General features: G+C 61.0%; 14 protein-coding genes. 7 read left to right on the forward strand and 7 right to left on the reverse strand.

Going from position 1 to position 17359, the window contains the following annotated elements; genetic code table 11:
• The first annotated feature begins 23 nt into the window (after window positions 1-23).
• Both pdxJ and F2S13_RS02210 read left to right on the forward strand, forming a co-directional pair.
• Complete coding sequence (pdxJ, locus tag F2S13_RS02205) at window positions 24-767, forward strand: pyridoxine 5'-phosphate synthase (protein ID WP_166358612.1); 744 nt, start codon at window positions 24-26, stop codon at window positions 765-767.
• Between the two features lie 10 nt (window positions 768-777).
• Complete coding sequence (locus F2S13_RS02210) at window positions 778-1500, forward strand: class I SAM-dependent methyltransferase (RefSeq protein WP_166358614.1); 723 nt, start codon at window positions 778-780, stop codon at window positions 1498-1500.
• On the opposite strand, the gene F2S13_RS02215 is transcribed toward F2S13_RS02210, so the two are convergent.
• Entirely contained in the window at window positions 1454-2842 is a 1389-nt protein-coding gene (locus F2S13_RS02215) for a heavy metal sensor histidine kinase (RefSeq protein WP_166358616.1), read from the reverse strand. The genes F2S13_RS02210 and F2S13_RS02215 overlap by 47 nt on opposite strands.
• Window positions 2839-3513: a heavy metal response regulator transcription factor gene (locus F2S13_RS02220; protein WP_166358618.1), complete on the reverse strand. Its 675-nt coding sequence runs from the start codon at window positions 3511-3513 to the stop codon at window positions 2839-2841. Before F2S13_RS02220 ends, F2S13_RS02215 begins: the two co-directional genes overlap by 4 nt.
• Window positions 3514-3992: 479 nt before the next feature.
• On the opposite strand from F2S13_RS02220, the gene F2S13_RS02225 reads away from it, so the two are divergent.
• From F2S13_RS02225 to F2S13_RS02245, 5 genes are all read left to right on the forward strand, one after another.
• Window positions 3993-5204 carry a TolC family protein gene (locus tag F2S13_RS02225; RefSeq protein WP_166358620.1) on the forward strand — a complete coding sequence of 404 codons (1212 nt, stop codon included), beginning with the start codon at window positions 3993-3995 and terminating at the stop codon, window positions 5202-5204.
• 246 nt (window positions 5205-5450) lie between these two features.
• Window positions 5451-6653 carry an efflux RND transporter periplasmic adaptor subunit gene (locus tag F2S13_RS02230; RefSeq protein ID WP_166358622.1) on the forward strand — a complete coding sequence of 401 codons (1203 nt, stop codon included), beginning with the start codon at window positions 5451-5453 and terminating at the stop codon, window positions 6651-6653.
• Between the two features lie 27 nt (window positions 6654-6680).
• The gene (locus F2S13_RS02235; protein ID WP_166358624.1) at window positions 6681-9830 is read left to right on the forward strand and encodes a CusA/CzcA family heavy metal efflux RND transporter; all 3150 of its coding nucleotides are present in this window, start codon (window positions 6681-6683) and stop codon (window positions 9828-9830) included.
• A 156-nt stretch (window positions 9831-9986) separates the two neighbouring features.
• Window positions 9987-11312 (forward strand): OprD family porin, encoded by a 1326-nt coding sequence (locus F2S13_RS02240; RefSeq protein ID WP_166358626.1) that lies wholly within the window; start codon window positions 9987-9989, stop codon window positions 11310-11312.
• Window positions 11313-11465: 153 nt separating this feature from the next.
• Complete coding sequence (locus F2S13_RS02245) at window positions 11466-11678, forward strand: hypothetical protein (RefSeq protein WP_166358628.1); 213 nt, start codon at window positions 11466-11468, stop codon at window positions 11676-11678.
• 113 nt (window positions 11679-11791) lie between these two features.
• Here the strand turns inward: F2S13_RS02245 and cmoB are convergent, their stop codons facing one another.
• The 5 genes from cmoB to lon all read right to left on the reverse strand — a co-directional run bounded on the left by cmoB (window position 11792) and on the right by lon (window position 17263).
• Window positions 11792-12748, reverse strand: coding sequence for a tRNA 5-methoxyuridine(34)/uridine 5-oxyacetic acid(34) synthase CmoB (gene cmoB / locus F2S13_RS02250; protein ID WP_166358630.1), 957 nt, complete (start codon window positions 12746-12748; stop codon window positions 11792-11794).
• Window positions 12745-13488, reverse strand: a complete 744-nt coding sequence (gene cmoA, locus F2S13_RS02255; protein ID WP_166358632.1) for a carboxy-S-adenosyl-L-methionine synthase CmoA — start codon at window positions 13486-13488, stop codon at window positions 12745-12747. Before cmoA ends, cmoB begins: the two co-directional genes overlap by 4 nt.
• A gap of 151 nt (window positions 13489-13639) precedes the next feature.
• A complete protein-coding gene (locus tag F2S13_RS02260; RefSeq protein WP_218583784.1) occupies window positions 13640-14260 on the reverse strand; it encodes a lysoplasmalogenase in 621 nt (206 codons plus the stop codon).
• 36 nt (window positions 14261-14296) lie between these two features.
• Complete coding sequence (locus F2S13_RS02265; RefSeq protein ID WP_166358636.1) at window positions 14297-14689, reverse strand: protease inhibitor I42 family protein; 393 nt, start codon at window positions 14687-14689, stop codon at window positions 14297-14299.
• Between the two features lie 153 nt (window positions 14690-14842).
• Window positions 14843-17263: an endopeptidase La gene (lon, locus tag F2S13_RS02270; RefSeq protein ID WP_166358638.1), complete on the reverse strand. Its 2421-nt coding sequence runs from the start codon at window positions 17261-17263 to the stop codon at window positions 14843-14845.
• Window positions 17264-17359 lie beyond the last annotated feature (96 nt).

Raw genomic sequence — 17359 nt, forward strand, 5'->3', positions numbered from 1 at the left:
GCTCAATCTTCAGGAGAGTTTCCGTGACCACTAGCAACCGCATTCTTCTTGGCGTCAACATCGACCACGTGGCTACCCTGCGCCAGGCCCGCGGTACGCGCTACCCTGACCCGGTCAAGGCGGCACTGGATGCTGAAGAGGCGGGTGCCGATGGCATCACCGTGCATCTGCGTGAAGACCGTCGGCATATCCAGGAACGCGATGTCCTGGTCCTCAAGGACGTGCTGCAGACCCGCATGAACTTCGAAATGGGCGTCACCGAAGAGATGATGGCGTTCGCCGAGCGCATTCGCCCGGCGCATATCTGCCTGGTGCCGGAGACCCGTCAGGAACTGACTACCGAAGGTGGCCTGGACGTGGCCGGGCAGGAAGCACGCATCAAGGCGGCGGTAGAGCGCCTGTCGTGTCTGGGATCGGAGGTTTCCCTGTTCATCGATGCCGACGAGCGTCAGATCGAAGCCTCGCGCCGCGTGGGTGCCCCGGCCATCGAGTTGCACACCGGCCGTTATGCCGATGCGCACACCCCGGCCGAAGTTGCCGAAGAACTCAAGCGTGTGGCCGATGGCGTAGCGTTCGGGTTGGCCCAGGGCTTGATCGTCAATGCCGGTCACGGCCTGCACTACCACAACGTCGAAGCCGTGGCCGCCATCAAGGGCATCAACGAGTTGAACATCGGCCATGCGCTGGTGGCTCACGCGCTGTTCGTCGGCTTCAAGTCGGCGGTCTCGGAGATGAAAGCGTTGATCCTGGCTGCCAGTCGCGGCTGAGCCTGACGCAATGAAGACGCCTGTCGATCCGCTGAGTGATGCCAGGATCATGGAATCCTGGCAGCACAATGCCGCGCCCTGGAGCGTTGCCGTACGCAGCGGGCAGATCGCCAACCGGCGCCTGGTCACCGATGATGCGATGCTGGCTGCTGTGCTGGGTCGCGCACCCGCTTCGGTGCTCGACCTGGGCTGTGGCGAGGGTTGGTTGGTGCGCGCCCTGGCTGATGCGGGCATCCGCGCGCTGGGCGTCGATGGCGTCGCCGAACTGGTGGAGCAGGCGCGACAGGCCGGTGGCGAGTTCCAGCAGGTGTCCTACGAGGAGATCGTTGCGGGCGGCTTCAACTGCCTGGTGGATGTCGTCGCGTGCAATTTCTCCCTGTTGGGCAAGGAGTCGGTCGAAGGCCTGCTCAAGGTCTTGCCGGCGCTGCTGAACCCAACCGGAACACTGGTCATCCAGACGCTTCACCCTGTGCTCGGTTGCGGCGATCAGGCTTATGTGGAGGGTTGGCGAGGTGGATCATGGACGGGTTTCAGTGAAGCTTTCAGCGACCCGGCGCCCTGGTACTTTCGCACATTGGAAGGTTGGGTGGCGCTGTTGCGCAGCAATGGCTGGCGGTTGCTGGAAATCCGTGAGCCGCTGCACCCTGAGACGCAAAAGCCCGCTTCGGTGATCTTCATTGCCGAAGTCATCGAGCCGCCGTGTTCTTCGGAAAAACCAGCCGAAAAACCGTGAGGCCATCCGGTACGCTGGTCACCTCTGCGCGGCCCCGATGCACTTCCATGATGGAGCGCACGATTGCCAGGCCCAGGCCGGTTCCGCCTTCGAGCCGCGAGCGGCTGTCGTCGACACGGTAGAAGCGTTCGAACAAATGCGGCAAGTGTTCGGCGGCAATACCTGCGCCATCATTGCTCACAGCCACCGCAAAGCACTCGGCATGTTGCTCGATCTCCAGGCCGATTCGTGCACCTGGGGGGCTGTGGCGCAGGGCATTGGACAGCAGGTTGGACAGCGCGCGCTGGATCATCAATCGATCACCTGCCACCGTGGCCTGGCCGATGACCTGCAGATGGATCTGTTTCTCTTCGGCGGCAATGACGAACAGGTCCGCAACCCGCTGCACTTCATCTCCCAGCGCCACCTTTTCAAACGGCACCAACGCTGCCGGATGGCTGACCTGGGCCAGGAACAGCATGTCGGTAATGATCCAGGTGACCCGCTTGAGTTCTTCGATGCTGGATTCCAGCACCGCCTTGTATTCCTCTGCCGGTCGATCCTTGGCCAGGGTGACCTGGGCCTTACCCATCAGGTTACTGATGGGCGAGCGCAGTTCATGCGCCAGGTCATCGGAAAACTGCGAGAGTTGCTGCACGCCACTGTCCAGGCGATTGAGCATGAAGTTGATGCCGTGAGCCAGCTCGCTGAGTTCCTGTGGCAGCTTCTCCACGCAAAGCCGATGGGACAGGTCCTGGGCTGAAACCCTGGCTGCGACCCGGCGAAATTGCCTGAGCGGCAACAGCCCGCGTTGCACCAGCCACCAGGCGCCGACGCCGATCGACAGTAACAGCAGCGGCAAGGCGACAACCGTTGAACGCAGGTAAGCGCCGAGCAGTTGTTGATCGTCGGCGCGATTGGCCGACAGCAATACCCCTAACGGCTCGCCACTTTGCCGGCGAATCAGTTGCGCAGCCGTCAGCCAGCGATTGCCGTCGCTGTCGGTCCAGCTTCGGTAACTCAGTTGCTGCCGGGGCGCCAGAGGTGCCAGTTGCCGACCGTCGATGGCTGTCCCCAGCGACAACGGTGCCGGCAGCAGGCCGATGATCGTCAGGTTCAGGTTGTCGTGGCCCATGACCAGGTCCAGCAGCGCGTGGGTGCGCAAGGACGGATCATCGGCCGTCACATTCACACTGAGGTTGTGCTGCAACTGCTCCATTTTCTTTTCCAGGTTGCGCTCGACGCGCATGTTCAGCTCGCGGTTGAGCGCGAGCACCGCCAAGGTTGCCAGCAGTACGACCAACCCGGCGCCCATGAGGCTGACCGTCAAGCCGAGCCTGAGGGAAAGGCGGACCGATTTCATTCGCGCGGCTCCAGCACGTAACCGACGCCGCGCAGGGTATGGATCAACTTGTTGTCGAAGGGATCGTCGATCTTGGCGCGCAGCCTGCGAATCGATACCTCGACCACATTGGTGTCGCAATCGAAGTTCATGTCCCAGACCAGCGAAATGATCTGGGTACGCGACAGCACTTCGCCGTTGTGACGCATCAACAGGTGCAGCAGCGCGAATTCCTTGGCGGTCAGGTCGATGCGTCGGCTGCCCCGGTAGGCACGGTGACGCCCCCGGTCCAGTTCCAGGTCGGCGACCTTGAGGGTTTCCGGAGCCAGGCTGTGTTCACTGCGGCGCAACAGCGTACGCACGCGGGCCAGTAGTTCAGGAAACTCGAAGGGTTTTACCAGGTAGTCGTCGGCGCCCAGATCCAGCCCCTTGACCTTGTCGGCCAAGCGACCGCGAGCGGTGAGCATCATGATTCGGGTATTGCTGTGGGTGCGCAGCTGCTCCAGCACGCCCCAGCCGTCGACCTGGGGAAGATTGACGTCCAGGATCACCAGGTCATAGGCCTGTTGCTGTGCCAGGTGCAAACCGTCGGCTCCATTGTTGGTACAGTCGACGATATAGCCGTTTTCGGTAAGACCTTGATGTAGATATTCTGCGGTTTTTATTTCGTCTTCGATAACCAGTATTCGCATGAGATAATACTCTATGAAGTCAGAAAGGTTGAGGGGTGGTTGCTCAGAAAACATAGAGTTTTTGTAATAAGTTTTCTTGGGTTTGGAGTTGTTTGATAATGTGATCGTAAACCCTGAAGTGACCTTGTGGTCAAGCTGTAATCCCTTGTCGGGTGGTCGTTTCGGGGTGGTTTGCTCCGGGTATTTGTTGCTTTTCATTGCTGGCGGATATTGTTGAGTGGCGCCTCATGGTGCCCCCCCCGATAGTAGTTCACTGCAGTGTTAAAAGTTCCCGGATAACGTATTTGTAATGTTTTAGTCACCCTGCTGATAAAGGTCGGAAACTACATTGCACTCCACTGAAAACTGTACCGCTTTATCTCGTCACATATGGACGAAGGTAATGCGAGCGGTGAGGAAGGAGAGTGCAAATGTTTTGGAACAGTAAACTTCCCCGATCCAGAGGCAAAAGGGCTGCGTGGCGTCGTTTGGCTCTGCCCATGTTTGTTGTGGTGCAGGTGGCAACCACGGCCGAACGCCTTCAGGCAGCACAAGGCGCAGCATTGACCCTCGATGATGCTCTGCAGACTGCCCTGGCCAATAACCCCGAGCTGGCGGCGGTACAGTGGGGTATCGAGATTGCCAGGGGAGAGCGCCAGCAAGCGGGCTTGATTCCCAATCCAGAACTTTCCTGGCAGGCCGAAGACACCCGCCGAAACACTCGAACCACCACCCTGAGTGTCAGCCAGGCGCTGGAGCTGGGTGGCAAGCGCGGCGCTCGCGTCGAGTTGGCACGGCGTGGTCAGGATGCCGCAGAGGTGGAGTTGGAGCGTCAGCGCAACCTGTTGCGCGCCGATGTCATCGGCGCTTTTTATGGCGCTGCGCGTGCACAGGAACGCCTGCAGCTGGCCGAGCAGTCGAAGGCACTCGCCGAGCGGGGCTTGAGTGTCGCTCAGGTGCGGATCAAAGCCGGTAAAGCCTCGCCCGTCGAAGCGACTCGCGCGCAGGTGCAGCTTTCGGAGGTGCGCCTGGAGTTGAATCGCGCGCAGGCTCAGCGAGCCGACGCTTATCAACGATTGGCCGAGGTCACCGGCGCGCCAGTTGCTCAGTTCGCACGGGTCGATACCCATGTCGAAGGGCCTGGACGTATCCCGGAGGTAGCAGGCCTTCTTGAGCGTATCGGTGATACCGCCGACCTGCGTCTGGCGCAATTGCAGATCGATCAACGCGAGGCGTCGCTGGGACTGGAGAAGACCCAGCGTATACCCAACCTCACGTTAAGCCTGGGCAGCCAATACAGCGAAGCCGAACGCGAGCGGGTCAACCTGGTGGGCGTGTCGATGCCCATCCCGCTGTTCAACCGCAACCAGGGCAACATCCTCTCGGCAGCGCGCCGTGCCGACCAGGCCCGTGATCTGCGCAATGCCGCCGAACTGCGCTTGCGTACCGATGTGCGCCAGGCGCTGGACCAGTGGAATACGGCGCAGAACGAAGTGACGTCATTCAACCGGATCATCCTGCCTGCCGCGCAAGACGCGGTCGACACCGCCACCCGTGGCTTCGAGGCTGGCAAGTTCAATTTCCTCGATGTTCTCGATGCGCAACGGACCCTGGTCAACGCCCGCACCCAGTATCTCCAGGCGACGGCCCAGGTCACTGACGCCTGGGTACGGATCGAGCGGGTGTTCGGCGACTTGTCCGGGGCACCGTGAGCGCATTCCTCGGCCCAGGGCTGCACGTTTGAAACGTCTGGTGATTTGCCTTTTGTGTGTCAGCGGCCTGCTGCTCAGTGATAACCGGCTACATCGCCCGATCTTCCAGATGCAGGAGCCCCGGCACTGGTGCAGCCACGAATTTCATCGCGCATTGGGCGCGCTCTTTTCATCGAATCTCAAAGATCCGCCGCGACAGTCGCTCTGGTGATGTCACGACGGATGCCAATGCTCTCGGGAGTACGCATGGACAAGAAACACATCATGGTCGCCGTCTTGACCCTGGCGATCGGTCTGGGTGTCGGCGCATGGACGCAACGCCAGGTTGGCGCGCCCCCATCAGCGACTCAATACGGACATGAAGGTACCGAGGAACACGGTGAAGCCGGGCATGCCGAGACTCGGCAGCCTGAAAGCGAGGCCGATCGGCTGATACTCAGTGCCGAACAGATCCAGGCAGTTGGCATCGAACTGGCCGAAGCCCGGCTTCGGGCGTTGAACAGCACGCTTTCCCTGCCCGGGGAAATCCGCTTCGACGAGGACCGCACGGCCCACGTGGTTCCCAGGGCCGCTGGTGTGGTCGAGTCGGTCCAGGTCAATCTGGGGCAGGCAGTGAAAAAGGGCGATCTGCTGGCGGTTATCGCCAGCCAGCAGATTTCCGATCAGCGCAGCGAGCTGGCGGCTAGCCAGCGCCGACTCGAACTGGCACGCACTACCTACGAGCGGGAGCGACAGCTGTGGCAGGAACGAATCTCTGCCGAACAGGATTTCCTGCAGGCGCGCCAGGGCCTGCAGGAGGCCGAGATCGCCTTGAGCAATGCCCGCCAGAAAATGAGTGCACTGAGCGGCAACACCTTGCTGGCTGGTGGCAACCGCTATGAGTTGCGCGCGCCGTTCGACGCTGTGGTGGTAGAGAAACACCTGGTCCCGGGGGAGGTGGTCAACGAGGCGAGCAATGCCTTCACCCTGTCGGACCTGTCGCGGGTCTGGGTCACTTTCGGTGTTTCTGCCAGGGATCTGGGCAAGGTCCGGGTCGGTAAATCAGTCACCATCAGCGCGGCGGAGCTCGACGAACAGGTGACCGGCTCCGTGAGTCATGTCGGCAGCCTGCTCGGCGAGCAGACCCGGACCGCAACAGTCCGCGTGACCCTGGATAACCCTCTTGGCGCATGGCGGCCGGGCCTGTTCGTCTCGGTGCTGCTGCCGAGCGACACGCAGCCGGCCCGGGTCTCGGTGCCCGAGCATGCCATCCAGACCCTGGAAGACAAGCCTTCGGTGTTCGTCCGCGTCGATGAGGGCTTTGTCGCCCGGCCGGTAGTCCTGGGCGCCCGCCAGGCCGGGTATGTCGAGATCAGGCAAGGCCTGGAGGCGGGCCAGTGGGTGGCGACCACCGGCAGTTTCATTCTCAAGTCGGAGCTGGGCAAGGACTCGGCCGAGCACGCCCATTGAATCGCTCCCCTGAACGAGTAGCCTCCCATGTTCGAACGCATCATCCAATTTGCGATAGAGCAGCGCATCATCGTGCTGCTCGCGGTCCTGCTGATGGCCGGGCTGGGCATTGCCAGCTACCAGAAGCTGCCGATCGACGCCGTGCCGGATATCACCAACGTCCAGGTGCAGATCAATTCTGCGGCGCCGGGTTTTTCGCCGCTGGAAACCGAGCAGCGCATCACCTTTCCCATCGAGACGGCCATGGCCGGCCTGCCTGGCCTGGAGCAGACACGCTCGCTGTCGCGTTCGGGCTTGTCCCAGGTGACAGTCATCTTCAAGGATGGCACCGACCTGTTCTTCGCCCGCCAGTTGGTCAACGAGCGTCTGCAGGTCGCGCGCGAACAACTGCCTGAAGGCGTCGAGGCGGTCATGGGGCCCATATCGACTGGGCTCGGTGAGATCTTCCTGTGGACGGTCGAGGCCGCCGAAGGCGCGTTGAAGGAAGACGGCAGCGTTTACACGCCGACCGATCTGCGGGTGATCCAGGACTGGATCATCAAGCCGCAGCTGCGCAATGTGCCGGGCGTCGCCGAAATCAATACCATCGGCGGTTTCGCCAAGGAGTACCAGATCGCTCCCGATCCCAAGCGCCTGGCGGCCTACAAGCTCACCCTAAGCGATCTGCTGACCGCGCTGGAACGCAACAATGCCAACGTCGGTGCCGGCTATATCGAGCGCAGTGGCGAGCAGTTGTTGATTCGTGCGCCGGGCCAGGTCGCAAGTGTCGATGACATTGCCAATATCGTCATGGCCAATGTCGATGGCACGCCGATCCGGATCAGGCACGTGGCCGACGTCGGCATCGGGCGCGAACTGCGCACCGGTGCTGCCACCGAGAATGGTCGAGAGGTGGTGCTGGGCACGGTTTTCATGCTGATTGGCGAGAACAGCCGGACGGTCTCCCAGGCTGTCGCATTGAAGCTGGCGGAGATCAATCGTTCTCTGCCCAAGGGCGTGATGGCCGTCACGGTCTACGACCGTACGACGCTGGTCGACAAGGCAATTGCCACGGTCAGGACAAACCTGGTCGAAGGCGCGATCCTGGTCATCGCGGTGCTCTTTCTGTTTCTGGGCAACATACGCGCGGCGCTGATAACCGCGATGGTGATTCCGCTGGCGATGCTGTTCACCTTTACCGGCATGTTCGCCAACAAGGTCAGCGCCAACCTCATGAGCCTGGGTGCACTGGATTTCGGCATCATCGTCGATGGCGCGGTGGTGATCGTCGAGAATGCGATCAGGCGCCTGGCCCACGCCCAGCAACAGCATGGCCGCCTGTTGACGCGTTCCGAGCGCCTGCACGAGGTGTTCGCCGCGGCGAAGGAGGCGCGGCGGGCGCTGATTTTCGGGCAACTGATCATCATGGTCGTGTACCTGCCGATCTTCGCCCTGACCGGGGTCGAGGGCAAGATGTTCCACCCGATGGCGTTCACGGTGGTCATTGCCTTGTTCGGTGCCATGATCCTTTCGGTGACGTTCGTGCCAGCGGCAATCGCGCTGTTCGTCACCGGCAAGGTCAGGGAAGAGGAAAACTGGCTGATGCGCGGCGCACGGCGCGGCTACGAGCCGGTGCTCAGGTGGGTAATGGGCCATCGTCCGGCAGCCTTTGCCGTGGCTGTTGCGGCCATTGTGCTGTCGGGCCTGGTGGTCAGCCGCCTGGGCAGTGAGTTCGTCCCGAGCCTGAGCGAAGGCGATTTCGCCTTGCAGGCCCTGCGGGTGCCGGGTACCAGTCTGACGCAGTCGGTGGACATGCAGTCGCGGCTGGAAAAAGCGGTGATCGAGCGGGTACCGGAAGTCGAGCGGATGTTCGCGCGTACCGGTACCGCCGAGATAGCCGCCGACCCGATGCCGCCGAACATTTCCGACAGCTACGTCATGCTCAAGCCCAGGGACCAATGGCCGGATCCAGGCAAGCGCCGCGAGCAGTTGATCGCCGACATTCAGCGTGCCAGCGCGGTGGTGCCGGGCAGCAACTACGAGTTGTCGCAGCCGATCCAGTTGCGCTTCAACGAGCTGATTTCAGGGGTGCGCAGCGATGTTGCGGTCAAGGTGTTCGGTGATGACATGGACGTGCTCAACCAGACGGCCGGACAGATCGCCGAGACCCTGCAGAAGGTTTCGGGGGCCTCGGAGGTCAAGGTCGAGCAGACCTCGGGGCTGCCGGTACTGACCATCAACATCGATCGCGACAAGGCGGCCCGTTACGGCCTGAACATCGGCGATGTACAGGACACCATTGCCGTGGCCGTAGGCGGTCGGCAGGCGGGTACCCTGTACGAGGGCGATCGGCGCTTCGACATGGTGGTCAGGCTCTCGGACACTTTGCGCACCGACATCCAGGGCCTTTCCCGTTTGCTGATTCCCGTACCGGCCACCGTCGGCAGTGCCGGGCAGATCGGCTTCGTTGCCCTGGCGGATGTGGCCAGCCTTGACCTGGTGCTGGGCCCCAACCAGGTCAGCCGCGAGAATGGCAAGCGGCTGGTGGTGGTCAGCGCCAACGTGCGTGGCCGCGACATCGGTTCATTCGTGCAGGAGGCCGGCGAGCGCATCGAGCAACAGGTGCAGGTCCCGGCGGGTTACTGGACCACCTGGGGAGGCCAGTTCGAGCAACTGCAGTCGGCGGCCAGGCGACTGCAGATCGTGGTACCGGTGGCCTTGTTACTGGTGTTTGCCTTGCTGTTCATGATGTTCAACAACCTCAAGGACGGCATGCTGGTGTTCACCGGTATTCCCTTTGCCTTGACCGGCGGGGTGATCGCCTTGTGGCTGCGTGATATTCCCCTGTCGATTTCTGCCGGTGTCGGGTTCATTGCCCTGTCTGGAGTGGCGGTGCTCAACGGTCTGGTGATGATTGCCTTCATCCGCAGTCTGCGCGAAGAGGGGCGGCCGTTGCGCCTGGCCATCGATGAAGGTGCCTTGACACGGCTACGCCCGGTATTGATGACCGCGTTGGTGGCTTCGCTGGGCTTCATTCCCATGGCCCTTGCCACCGGTACCGGTGCCGAAGTCCAGAGACCTTTGGCGACGGTAGTGATTGGCGGAATTCTGTCTTCCACGGCGCTGACATTGTTGGTGTTGCCGGCACTTTATTATTGGGCGCACCGAAACGAAGAAAACGGGGAAATTGCTAACTAACAGAATTGTAATTTTCAAATCATCTTCAGGTTATCCACGAATTGCAAGGATAGGACATCGGCTGCCATGGGTGGTCGAAGTCCCCTGAATAATGTCGAAAACAACTTTCAGGGCGGCACATAACACTAATAACTGCCGACAGTTCTGGAGTTGCAGATGGGAAAAAGGATCACGACGTCTTTGGCTGTTTTCTCGGCTTTGGCGAGTTTTGCACCATTAGAAGCGATGGCCGAAGAATCAAAGGATGGCTTTATCGAAGGTAGCAGCATGACGCTGCTCAATCGCAACTTCTATTTCAACCGCGATTATCGCAAAGGGCAGTCCAGCCCGACTGGCAATGGTTATTCCGAGGCCTGGGCTCACGGCATCATTGGCCGTTTCGAATCGGGCTTTACCCAGGGCACCGTGGGCGTGGGCTTGGACGCGTTCGCCATGCTGGGCCTCAAGCTCGATACCGGCGATGGCCGCAATGGCGGACGCAGTTCGTTCGACATGCTGCCGGTCGACGGTAACGGCAAGGCCTCCGATGAGTTCAGCAAGGTTGGCGGGGCGGCCAAGCTGCGTGCGTTCGACACGGTGGTCAAAGTCGGTGACGTGTTCCCGACCACGCCAGTGGTGCACTACGGTGACTCGCGTCTGTTGCCTGAAAGCTTCACCGGGTGGACAGCCGAGAACTCAAGCATCACGGGGCTCAAGGTTCAGGGCGGCCGCTTGCACGCCATGAGTCAGCCATTGTCGAGCAACCGGCGCGATGGTTTCGCCACCTTCTATGGTGGGGCGGTGGATTCTCCTTGGCTGGGGTACTTCGGCGGTGATTACGACGTCAATTCGAACCTGTCTCTGAGTCTCTATTCCAGCCGTCTGAAGGATGTCTGGAACCAGTACTACGCAGGTACCAGCTTCAAGTACCCGATCTCCAGCGAACTCAGCGTCTTCGCCGGCTTGAACTATTACAAGGCGGTGGATGAGGGCAAACAACAGCTGGGAGAATTCAATAACGACATCTGGAGCGGCAAGGTCGGGGTCAAGTACGGCGCTCACAGCGTGGCGCTGTCGCACCAACGTAACAACGGTGACAATGATTTCGACTATTTGCGCCAGTCCGATTCGATCTTCCTGGATAACTCGATCCAGTACAGCGACTTCAACGCGCCCCGGGAGCGGTCCTGGATGGTCCGCTACGACCTCGACATGGCCGCCTTCGGAGTGCCTGGTCTGTCGTTCATGACCCGTTATGGGAAGGGGACGGGTGCGGACTATTCCAATGCCAATGCCGTTTACACACGCTCGGATGCCAACGGTAATCCACTGACCGATCAGAAGCGCTGGGAGCGGGATTTCGAGGCCCGATATGTGGTGCAATCCGGCTCGCTCAAGGACATGTCGCTGCGACTGCGCCAGGCGAACACGCGAGCGACGGCATTCGAGTCTGATCTGGATGAAGTTCGGTTGATCGTCGAATATCCACTGGCTTTGCTTTAAAAGCACTTAGTTAATTTCACGCGGGTATTCTTGCAGGAATGTAATGGGGCACTCACCGTCCTGTTAGTTTCACTTGCTTATGATTGAGCCAACTCCAAAAGCAGAACCAATCGACTGCTTGATCTGAAGTTTAATCTGGATAAGGTGAGTGTTATGAGCAGGTTTGAACTGTTGTTTATTACTGTGCTGGCGTTGGGTTCTACTTCGGTGGTGGCTGCAGATGGCAGTGAGCGTTCTCAAGCGTTCTGGAAAGAATACAAAGCCAGTCAGGAGCGTATTCGCATTCAGGCGCAGCGTAATGCCGAACCGAGCAAGCAAAAGAGTGATAACACCGAGAAAGCCAAGGATAAGCTGGCGAAAGACTGATTGTACGAGTTGCGTTGGATATTCACCTTGAAGCTTTTCAGCTCCTTTGGAAGGGTGAATTTTTTGGCGCCCATACGGGCGCCTTTTTTTGAGGATTGAAGGGCTCGCGAGTATTACTTGCGTGCGACGATCACCGCTCGCATCGGAGCGGGCAGGCCTTCGATGGTACGGCTGTGATCATTGGGGTCGAGGAAGTCGCTGAGCGACTGGTAACGCATCCATTCGGTACTGCGCTGCTCCTTGACGCTGGTAACGCTCACATCGACGCAGCGCACGTCACTGAAGCCCGCGCGTCGCAGCCACAGTTCCAGCGCCGGTACCGAGGGCAGGAACCAGACATTGCGCATTTGCGCATAGCGATCTTCGGGCACCAGCACCTGGTGTACGTCGCCGGCAACTACCAGGGTTTCGAGCACCAGTTCGCCGCCCTTGACCAGGCAGTCCTTCAAGGCCAGCAGGTGTTCGATGGGCGAACGGCGGTGGTAGAACACTCCCATGGAAAACACGGTGTCGAAGCCTTCCAGGTTCGCCGGCAGGTCTTCCAGGGCGAAGGGCAGGTGCCAGGCTGGAAGCTCCGGCAGATAGCGTTGAACGGCCTGGAACTGACAGAAAAACAGCCAGTTCGGGTCTACGCCGATCACGCTGTCGGCACCGGCGCCGAGCATGCGCCATTGGTAGTAACCGTTGCCGCAGCCCACATCCAGCACGCGCTTGCCGCGCAAGTCCAGGTGCGGTGACACCCGCGACCACTTCCAGTCCGAACGCCATTCGGTGTCGACGTGTACGCCGAACAGGTCGAACGGCCCTTTGCGCCAGGGCGACAGGCCCATCAGCGCTTGGCGCATGCGAGCACGGGTTTCGCTGTCGCAATCGGTGTCCAGGGTCAGGCCGTCGGTCAGGTTGACTTCGGTCGGCGTCAGGACGGGTAGGGCATCGAGCGCGTTTTGCCAGCGTTCGAGGTCGCCGTGGCCCTTTTCCATCTTGGCATCGAGTTGTGCCTGCAGGCCGTTCGCCCAGTCAGCCAGGGGAGTGCCCGCCAGACGGCGGACCAGTGGGGCTAGATCTATCATGGCAGGGCAATCAACGAGGCGAAGTTAAGGCATTGGAACCAGGGAACGACTTTCGAAAAGCCAGCAGCGAGCAGGCGTTCACGGTGTTCTTCCAGGCTGTCGGGTTTCATTACGTTTTCGATGGCACTGCGCTTCTGGGCAATTTCCAGGTCGCTGTAGCCATTAGCGCGCTTGAAGGCGATATGCAGGTCGGTGAGCAGGGCGTGTTCATCGGCATCGTTGAAGCGCAGCTTCTCCGACAGAATCAGTGCACCACCGGGGACCAATGCCTGGCGAATGCGGCCGAGCAAGGCCAGGCGTTGTTCCGGTGCAATGAACTGCAAAGTGAAGTTCAGGGCCACCACTGACGCCGGCTTGAATTCGAGCGCCAGGATGTCGGCCTCGATGACGTCCACCGGCAGCAACTCCTGGAACATCGAATCCTGGGCATTGAGGTACTCGCGGCAACGCTCGACCATGGCCTGGGAGTTGTCCACGGCAATGACCCGGCAGTCTTCGCTACGCACGTGCCGGCGCAGTGCCTGGGTGACTGCGCCGAGCGAGCTGCCCAGGTCATAGAGCACACTGTGCGGCTGGGCGAATTGGGCGGCGAGCACGCCAAGGTTCTCGACGATGGTCGGGTAACCGGGCACCGAACGCTTGATCATGTCCGGGAAGACCCGCACCACGTCTTCGTTGAAGGCGAAGTCGGGCACCTGGGCCAGCGGCTGGGCGAATAGGCGATCGGGCTCTTTGCTCACAGGAGTTCCAACGGTGCAGAAGGGGAAAAGGGCGGCATTTTATCCAAGTTAGCGGTAGGTTGCATCGCGGATAGACGATCTGCGAGTGCTTCGCACTCGAGCGCAGCCTGCGGCAGCGGCTACAGCCACCGCCACCGCCACCGCCACCGCATCAAGCCGAACCTTTGTAGCCGCTGCCGCAGGCTGCGCTCGGGCGCGGAGCGGCCGTAGACGATCCAACCGACGCCGCAATCCCCCATTGCCCCAGCCAGTAGCTGAGAATAATCAGATAGGGTGCAGCCTCAAACGGCATCACAAACCGATCGATACCAATCAGACTATCAGAGAACACGAACGCCAGTGCCCCCGCGGCCGCCAGCCCGCCACACGCCAGCGCCCGCCAGAGCATGGCACTGATTGCCAGCGCATAGACGCACACCGGAATCAGCAGCTCACCCAGGCCATGGGAGGCCAACACCCCGAGCAAGACCGCGCCGGTAGTTGCGGCCAGGATCAAGGCCAGCGGTGCCAGGCGCCGGGTGTCGCTCAAGTAGGCTTTCAGGTAGGCCAGGTGGGCGAACAGGAATGCCCCGAGGCCGAACACGAACAGATCCGCCGGCCATGCCAGCAGCATATCGCCGAGCAAGGAAAACAGCAGGCCGATGACTACCCAGCGCCGATAGGGGCCCACCGCTGCCGATCGCAACCAACCGAGCAACGCCAGTACTGGCAGCGGCTTGCTGAGCAGACAGATCAAAGTCGAGCCACTGCTCAGGCCATAAAGAAAAGTCATTGCGCCCACTAGCGCGACGATCAGCCAGCGCACGGATTACTTCACGCTGATCGCGCAATCGAAGGTTTTTACCGGGGGGACTTCCGGAGCCCAGGGTTGTTGATAGACCAGCAACAGATGACCAGCACCTGCGCCCTGCACCTGGAACCGCCATACTGACTGGCCGGCGCTGCCTACCAGCCCGGCGTCTTCGGGATTGCTGTAGACCTCAGGGCCCAGGCTGCGCAGGAGGTTGGCCACAGGGTCCTGTACCAGCCAGCGGTAGCCGGTGGTGGGGTTGCTCGGCAAGGTCAGGGTGAGCATCTGCCCGGTCTGCAATTGCAACGGGCATTCGCTCTGGGTTTGCAGGTTGACGTTGTGCGGCGGGGTGTGGGCGCAGGCAGCGAGCAGGGCGAGGCTCAGTGGGGCGAGCAGGCGGACGGCGGACATGTGGGCTCCAGTCGGACGAGGACGGGCTCAGCATAACCGAAGCTTGCGGCAAAGCCACAGGGCCTCATCGCGGGCAAGCCCGCTCCCACAGGGTATGTGCAACACCGACCACTGTGGGAGCTGGCTTGCCAGCGATGAAGGCGACGCGGTCTATCAGAACAACACCTTGGCCACATCCGAAAACCGCTTGGCAAAGTGCACCGTCAAACCTTCCTTGAGGTAATCCGGCAGTTCTTCGAAGTTGCCACGATTGGGCTCGGGCAGGATCAGTTCATAGATCTTCTGCCGCCGCGCCGCGATGACTTTCTCCCGCACGCCGCCAATCGGCAGGACATGCCCGGTCAGGGTCAGTTCACCGGTCATGGCCACACCCTTTTTCGGCGGCTGGTTGCGCGCCAGCGACAGCAACGCACTGGCCATGGTCACCCCGGCGCTTGGGCCGTCCTTGGGCGTGGCACCTTCAGGTACGTGCAGGTGGACAAAGGCTTCGTCGAAGAAGGTCGGGTCAGCGCCATAGTGCTTCAGGTTGGAGCTGACATAGCTGTAGGCGATCTCGGCGGACTCCTTCATCACCTCGCCCAGCTGTCCGGTGAGCTTGAAACCGCGGTTGAGGGTATGGATACGCGTGGCCTCGATCGGCAGTGTCGCGCCGCCCATGCTGGTCCAGGCCAGGCCGGTGATGACACCCGTACCGGACAGCACTTGTTCGCTGCGAAACACCGGCATGCCCAATGACGCTTCCAGGTCCTTGTTGCCAATCTTGATCACGGCCTTCGGCTCTTCGAGCAAGCGCACCACGGCCTTGCGTACCAGCTTGCCCAATTGCTTTTCAAGCTGGCGTACGCCGGCTTCGCGGGCGTATCCGTCGATCACGGCGCGCAAGGCACTGTCGGTAATGCTCAGGCTGCCTTTGCTGACACCGGCTTTCTCCAGTTGCTTGGGCCACAGATGACGCTTGGCGATGGCCAGTTTCTCTTCGGTGATGTAGCCGGACAGGCGGATCACTTCCATCCGGTCGAGCAATGGCCCGGGGATCGAGTCCAGGGTGTTGGCGGTGCAGACGAACAGCACCTTGGACAAGTCCAGGCGCAGGTCCAGGTAGTGATCGAGGAAGTCGACGTTCTGCTCCGGATCGAGGGTCTCCAGCAGAGCCGAGGCAGGGTCGCCCTGGTAGCTCTGGCCCATTTTGTCGATTTCGTCGAGCATGATCACCGGGTTCATGACTTCGACATCCTTGAGCGCCTGCACCAGCTTGCCCGGTTGGGCGCCGATGTAGGTGCGCCGGTGGCCCTTGATCTCCGCCTCGTCGCGCATGCCGCCGACGCTGAAGCGGTAGAACGGTCGGCCGAGGGATTCGGCAATGGATTTGCCGATGCTGGTCTTGCCCACGCCCGGTGGGCCGACCAGCAGGACGATCGAGCCGCTGATCTCGCCTTTGTAGGCGCCGACCGCAAGAAATTCGAGGATTCGCGTCTTGATGTCGCCAAGACCCGAATGGTGTTGGTCGAGCACCTTGCGCGCATGCTTGAGGTCGAGCCTGTCCTTGCCGTAAACGCCCCAGGGCAGTGCGGTGGCCCAGTCCAGGTAATTGCGGGTAACGGCGTACTCCGGCGAGCCGGTTTCGAGGATCGACAGCTTGCCCATCTCATCGTCGATGCGTTTGCGTGCGGCCGCCGGCAAGGTCTTGCCTTCCAGGCGCTGCTCGAACTGTTCGAGGTCGGCGCTGCGGTCGTCCTTGGTCAGCCCCAGTTCCTGCTGGATGACCTTGAGTTGCTCCTTGAGGAAAAACTCGCGCTGATGCTCGCCGATCTGACGGTTCACTTCGGCGGATATCTCGCCCTGCAGGCGCGCGACCTCGACTTCCTTGCGCAGCATCGGCAAGACTTTTTCCATGCGCTTGAGCATGGGCACGCAGTCGAGCACTTCCTGCAGTTCATTGCCGGTGGCAGAGGTGAGGGCGGCGGCGAAATCGGTCAGCGGCGACGGGTCGTTGGGGCTGAAGCGGTTGAGATAATTCTTCAGCTCTTCGCTGTACAACGGATTGAGCGGCAGCAGCTCCTTGATCGCATTGATCAGGGCCATGCCGTAGGCCTTGACCTCATCGGTCGGCTGGGTTGTTTGATGCGGGTATTCGACCTCGACCAGGTATGGCGGGCGATGGTGCTTGAGCCAGGTACGGATGCGCACCCGGGTCAGGCCCTGGGCGACGAATTGCAATTTGCCGTTGACCTTGCTTGCGTGATGAACCTTGACCAGGGTGCCGTAGAGGGGCAGGGCCGAGGTGTCAAAATGGCGATGATCTTCGGGAGGCGTGTCCATGAAGAACAGGCCCAGGGCGTGGTGCGGGGTCTTGGCGACCAGGTCCAGGGTTTCGGCCCAGGGGTCTTCATTGACGATGACCGGCAGCACTTGCGCCGGGAAGAACGGCCGATTGTGAATCGGGATGATGTAGACCTTGTCCGGCAGCTGTTCGCCTGGCAGGGCCAGGCCTGTACCCGCGGCGGTGGAGTGTTCGAGGTGTTCGGCTTCTGCGTGTTCGTCGGGGTTATCGAAGAGGGCTTGCTGATCGCTCATGGGGCACCTGCACAAATGGCTATGGAGCTTAGATGGGGCGGGCGAACTGCGGTTTCAATGGTAGGGATGCGAACAGCGGCACAGGAGCGGCCCGGG

The sequence above is a fragment of the Pseudomonas akapageensis genome (assembly GCF_011355085.1).
Taxonomy (GTDB): Bacteria; Pseudomonadota; Gammaproteobacteria; order Pseudomonadales; family Pseudomonadaceae; genus Aquipseudomonas; species Aquipseudomonas akapageensis.